We start from the raw sequence: 276 nt of genomic DNA, 5'->3' as shown, positions 1-276 counted from the left end.
GAATCGTACTTGCCGGTGGCTCTGGCACCAGACTTTACCCTATTACTAAGGGTGTTAGCAAGCAATTGCTCCCTATCTATGATAAACCGATGGTTTATTATCCCATCAGTGCTTTGATGCTAGCAGGGATTAGAGATATCCTCATTATCTCTACACCATACGATCTCCCTGGCTTCAAGCGTCTGTTGGGTGACGGCTCTGATTATGGCGTTCACTTTGAGTATGCTGAACAGCCCTCACCAGACGGACTTGCACAGGCGTTCATTATAGGCGAGA

The 276-nt window shown here is 47.5% G+C and carries 1 protein-coding gene; it reads left to right on the top strand.

Annotated elements, in window-relative coordinates; all coding sequences use genetic code 11:
• Positions 1-2: 2 nt before the first annotated feature.
• A partial coding sequence (locus ACQP6G_RS20830; protein WP_429767228.1) for a sugar phosphate nucleotidyltransferase occupies positions 3-276 on the top strand: 274 nt, incomplete at its 3' end.

The sequence above is a fragment of the Isoptericola nanjingensis genome, assembly GCF_050311635.1.
In the GTDB taxonomy this organism is placed as follows: Bacteria; Actinomycetota; Actinomycetes; order Actinomycetales; family Cellulomonadaceae; genus Isoptericola; species Isoptericola nanjingensis.
Note: the sequence above shows the minus strand (reverse complement) of the source record. Positions and strands in the feature narration are given on the sequence as shown.